Source organism: Blautia sp. AM29-29 (assembly GCF_003480555.1).
Lineage (GTDB): Bacteria > Bacillota > Clostridia > Lachnospirales > Lachnospiraceae > Fusicatenibacter > Fusicatenibacter saccharivorans.
Genome location: NZ_QUJD01000042.1, coordinates 1 through 5,065, shown reverse-complemented (window position 1 = coordinate 5,065; position 5,065 = coordinate 1). Strand labels below are relative to the sequence as shown.

General features: G+C 43.8%; 5 protein-coding genes. All 5 read left to right on the top strand.

Going from position 1 to position 5,065, the window contains the following annotated elements:
- Nucleotides 1–92 precede the first annotated feature (92 nt).
- The gene (locus tag DW769_RS16170; protein ID WP_055265164.1) at nt 93–368 is read left to right on the top strand and encodes a DUF6017 domain-containing protein; all 276 of its coding nucleotides are present in this window, start codon (nt 93–95) and stop codon (nt 366–368) included.
- Between the two features lie 113 nt (nt 369–481).
- Nucleotides 482–1,735: a leucine-rich repeat protein gene (locus DW769_RS16165; protein ID WP_158579838.1), complete on the top strand. Its 1,254-nt coding sequence runs from the start codon at nt 482–484 to the stop codon at nt 1,733–1,735.
- A 114-nt stretch (nt 1,736–1,849) separates the two neighbouring features.
- Nucleotides 1,850–2,179 (top strand): hypothetical protein, encoded by a 330-nt coding sequence (locus DW769_RS16160; protein ID WP_117812925.1) that lies wholly within the window; start codon nt 1,850–1,852, stop codon nt 2,177–2,179.
- 100 nt (nt 2,180–2,279) lie between these two features.
- Nucleotides 2,280–4,439, top strand: a complete 2,160-nt coding sequence (locus DW769_RS16155) for an Ig-like domain-containing protein (protein WP_118750635.1) — start codon at nt 2,280–2,282, stop codon at nt 4,437–4,439.
- Between the two features lie 339 nt (nt 4,440–4,778).
- Nucleotides 4,779–5,065 (top strand): IS200/IS605 family transposase (gene tnpA, locus DW769_RS16150; protein WP_118750637.1); only part of this gene is annotated, 287 nt, incomplete at its 3' end.

Sequence of the window (5,065 nt, the reverse complement as noted above, 5' to 3'; positions counted from 1 at the left end):
ATTTTTCAAGGTGCTATAGAAATAGAGGACAAAGTTATTTATGGTTTTGACCCTAACATCATAATATAAAGCGGGGAACAAAAAGAGGTGGGATGGATATGATGGATCGGATATCTGCCTACCGGGAACTGATTCGGAAAAATATTGATTACGAGAACTACCCGCCGATCTATAACAAGCAGGAAGTGGATGAACTGATCGAGCTGATTGTAGAAACCCTAATGCTGCCGCCGGATGCAGGAACAATTCGGATTGGAGGAAAGGAACGTCCTGTTCCGATTGTAAAAAGCATGTTCCTGAAGCTGGATAAAGATCATATCTGTTATATCCTGAAGTGCCTGCACAATACGGAAAAGAAAAAAGAGTAAAAATGGCCGTATCAAAAAAACAGCCAGAGAAAAAAAGGCAGAAAAAGAAAAGCAGCTTGTGGATCATAGCGTTGATTGCTGTTATTTTGCTGATTCTTGTTGGAGTCGTATTTTTGGTACTGCCAAAATTTCGAAAAGAAGCTGCACCGGAAAAACCGGAAACGATCAAGGTGGAAGCTGCAGAGAAAAGCTATGCTGCCGGAAGTCGGCTTTCAGAAAAAAATTTCCGCGTATACGGAATATCCGGGAAACAGAAACAGCTTCTGGATGCAGATACATACAGCGTGTCACCGGCTAAAGTGCCGGCACATGGCCACAGTGTTACCGTAGAGGTTTCCTCCAAGGCATATCCGGATATCAAGGCAGAGATAACAGTGCTTATTGACCGTGATGAAAGTGTTAGGTATAAAATCGGCAGAGAAAATCCAGATGATGTGGAGGCTATCCTGTATTCCAACGGGGATCTAGAAATATCCGGAAAAGGAAGCGTCCGGAATTTCAAATCAGATTCTGCGCCATGGAAGAAAGATTCTGTTAAACGGCTGACCTGGATTGATCCGGAGGCAGAAGTGGAAAGCATGGACTACTGGTTTACAGGAAATGACGAATACCTGGAAACATTGTGCCGCATTCCGGACACAGTGAGAAGCATGGTGGAAACATTCAAAAATGCCACAGCGATGACCAGTATGCCGGATATGTCTGGTGCGGTCCGGCTGGAAGATATTACATCCTGCGCAGAAGGGTGTATTGCACTGGAAAAGGCCATGGAACTTCCAGGGAATATAAAACAGGCAAAAAAAGCATTTTACGGTGATACGGCGCTGATCGATGGAGCCGATACAACAGCCTGTATGCAGCTGGAGAACATGGATTCTATGTATTACGGCTGTATGGCTCTGGCATCTGTCCAGATTCCGGACAGTGCGAAAGAACTTTCGAATATCTGCAATGGCTGCGTCAACCTGAAAGAAGTACATATCCCATCGTCTGCACAGAAAATGAACAGCAGTTTTTTCGGATGTACCGCACTGGAATCCATAACCGGTGAAATCCCATCTTCCTGTACGGATAGCGGGAACCTGTTTTCCGGCTGTAAGTTCCTGAGTGGAACACTTACCGTTTCCTGTACATCCAAGACAACCCTTTCAAGCTCGTTTTCGGACGCTGCAACGGCTGGAACAGGACTTACGATCATTTTACGGTACGATGCAGAAAAATCGCAGGAAACGGCCAATACGGGTTTCTACGGGGGAACAAAAAGTGCAGATGAAATCCTGAACGCATTAAAGGCATCTATGGAAGCCGCATTCAGCAGCGGAAGCCATATTACAATAACAACAAATGCAAATAAAACAGAGGGGTGATTAGAATGTAATAAAAATGCAATATGAAAAATAGCAAAAGACTCTTGTAATTACGGAATTGGAAAGGTAATATGATAATATGATCCAAAGAAATAAAAAAGGGGGAGAAACCATATGGACATGAAAGAGCTTCGAAAAAATGCAGAAAAAGTAATAGCAGAACGTTTTCCGAATTTCAATTTTTCCACACTGGACTGGGGAGAGCTTGATCCATTCTATCTGGAGCATCCGGAAGAAATACCGATTGAGCATGAGTTTATTGGCTACCGGCAGGATGGTGATGTAGCGGAAGATTACCAGGGAAACCTGTATCTGGTTCTTTGTGATCCAGGAATCCACCCGATCGGAAGTGTATGCATGGAACAGTCCGAACTGGACGATGCCGTAAAACTTGGAAAACGGGAAGATTATACCGGGGAACTTCTGGAAGAAATTCCAGAATAAAAAGTGAAATAATAAAACAAGGAATCCCGTGTCAAACATTGACACGGAATTCAAACAGAAAAATCGGTGTCAATGTTTGACACGGACGGAGGAAAAAAATATGAGAAAAAGAATCGCAATGGTACTTCTTGGCCTGAGCCTGGCAGTAGGCACACCGGCCGCAACAAATATGTTCCCAGTAGTTTCTGCCCAGACAGTACAGGCAGCTGGAAAAACCGGATGGACACAGGAGTCCGGAATCTGGTATTTTTACAAAGACGGTGTAAAACAGACCGGCTGGCAGACCTGGGACGGAAAAAAATATTATCTGAATGCAGACGGAACCATGAAAGCAAATGAGTGGATGATTGATACGGATGGATCGGTTTACTACTTCCGCAGCTGGGGTGGAGCTTACCTGAACTGCAAGGCAAGAATCAACGGCAGAAGTTATACTTTCGGTGCAGACAGTAAGGTACAGGGTTCCCAGTGGGTTGTAAAAGGCGGAAAATGGTATCTGGTGAAAGACGGAAAAATTGCAACCGGCTGGCAGACCTGGGATGGAAATAAATACTACATGAATAGTGATGGAAGTATGCGCTCCAATGAGTGGAAACTGGATGATACCGGAAAAATCCGTTATCTCTGCAGCTGGGGAGGAGCTTATAAGAGCCGGTCTGCAAAAATCAATGGACGTTCGTATACCTTCAATAGTGCTGCAGAAGTAACCAACATGCAGTGGATCGTGATGGATGGACAGTGGAAACTGGCAAAAGATGGAAAAATTGCAACGGGTTGGCAGACCTGGGACAATAACCGTTACTATCTGAACGCAGACGGAACCATGAAAGCAAATGAATCTTTCACGGACGGGGGAAAAACCTATTTCTTCTGCAGCTGGGGCGGAGCTTATAAAAACTGCTGGCAGACCTGGAACGGAAAAAAATATTACCTGCATGATAACGGTGCAGCCTATCAGAATGAGTGGCTGAAAACCGGAGGAAAATGGTACTGGTTCCAGGCAGACAGCACCATGGCAGTGAACACAAGCTTTACATACAAAGATAACCTGTATTTTGTGGACGGAAACGGAGTTATGCTTTCCGGATGCTGGAAAGAAGAAAACGGAGCAAAATACTATATCCGGAGCTGGGGCGGAGCCTGCAAGGATATGCAGATGAAAATTTCCGGAAAGACATATTATTTCCGATCAGACTGTAAGATGGTAACGGATCAGACGGTAAACGGAAATTACTACGGAAAAGACGGTGCGCTTACAACAAAACCGGAAGCGAAACCAACAGAGACACCAAAGCCAACGGAAACGCCAAAGCCAACGGAAACGCCAAAGCCGACAGAGACACCGAAGCCGACAGAGACACCGAAGCCAACAGAGACACCGAAGCCAACAGAGACACCGAAGCCAACAGAGACACCAGCAGAAACCGTTTATGCAACAAGCGTAACAATTACACCGAACAGTAATCTGGAATTAACTGAAGTTGGACAGACACTGCAGCTGGCCGCAACCGTATATCCGGAAAATGCAACCAACAAAGCGGTAAAATGGACTTCGGATGATCCGGAAGTAGCAAGTGTAGATGAAAATGGACTTGTAACGGTTCATAAAAAAAATGGTATGCGAAAAGTTATTATCTCAGCTGATGCAATGGGATCTAAGCCAAACGGAGGTGTTGTTGGAAGATACGTAGAAGTAAAAATTAATATCCCATACACCAACGAAGAGGCTCTTGGAATGACCGTTTACGATCAGGAAGTTTCCAGAAAGATTTTCGATCTGGTAAATGAAGAACGTGTCAAAGAAGGACACGCAGCCATGATCTGGGATGATAAGCATTGTTATCCGAGAAGCGTTGCCGCTGCCGGATACCATATCATGAGATCAATCACACAGCCAGGATACGGAACTTCTGATAATCTGGCCCTGCATGGTGGCAGACAGAACGGCTGCGGCGGTGGTCTGTCATATACAGATTCCGATGATCTTGCCCGCCAGATCTTCAACCTTTGGATGTCCTCTCCAGGCCATAAAGCAAACCAGATGGATGATTATAATGCATATGGAGCAATCGCTGTAATGTATGGACAACCGCAGGAGTATAACGGAAGAAAGATTGTGAATTTCTCAGCTGTATTCTCATTTGCAAATCAGGATCTTGACTTTCCAGCTACTTGGGAACATATGGACGATGGTATGAGTGATGTACTCGGCATGACAGAAAACGATTATTATCAGATTACAAACTACTTTATTCGATAAAAAAGAATCCCCTCTCGTAGACGAATCGCGAGAGGGGATTTGTATGTCGAAGAGGTAGTAAAATAGTCGATGATATGCTATACTGAATCTAATCAGATCAGAACGTGATAGGGATAGTCTGATGGTTGTCCTTTCTGGAAACAGAAAGGGGGTAATGCCAATGAATACAATGGAAGTGTTGACACTTTTACTTGTTGTTTTTGCGGCGTTATCCAATGCGTCGTAAAACTTCTTGCTTTAGCTATGGGGATATAAGACGCGTCCATCGAATTTACGCAAGTAATTGAGATGGACAAAATAGTGGTTGTATTAAATGGAAAAATATAGTATAATACAAACATGAATACAACATATAAATCAAACAACAATGTCGTCTATTCGTGCAAATACCATGTAGTATGGTGTCCTAAATATAGACGAAAAGTATTAACCAATGGTGTAGATACCAGGTTGAAGGAACTGCTCACAGAGTATGCTGCAAATCTTTCTGTAGAGATTCTGGAAATGGAAATCATGCCGGATCATGTTCATATGCTGCTGGAAGTAGAACCTCAGTTTGGTATTCACAAAGCCGTAAAATCTTTCAAAGGCTATACTTCCAGAATTTTAAGACAGGAATTTCCATA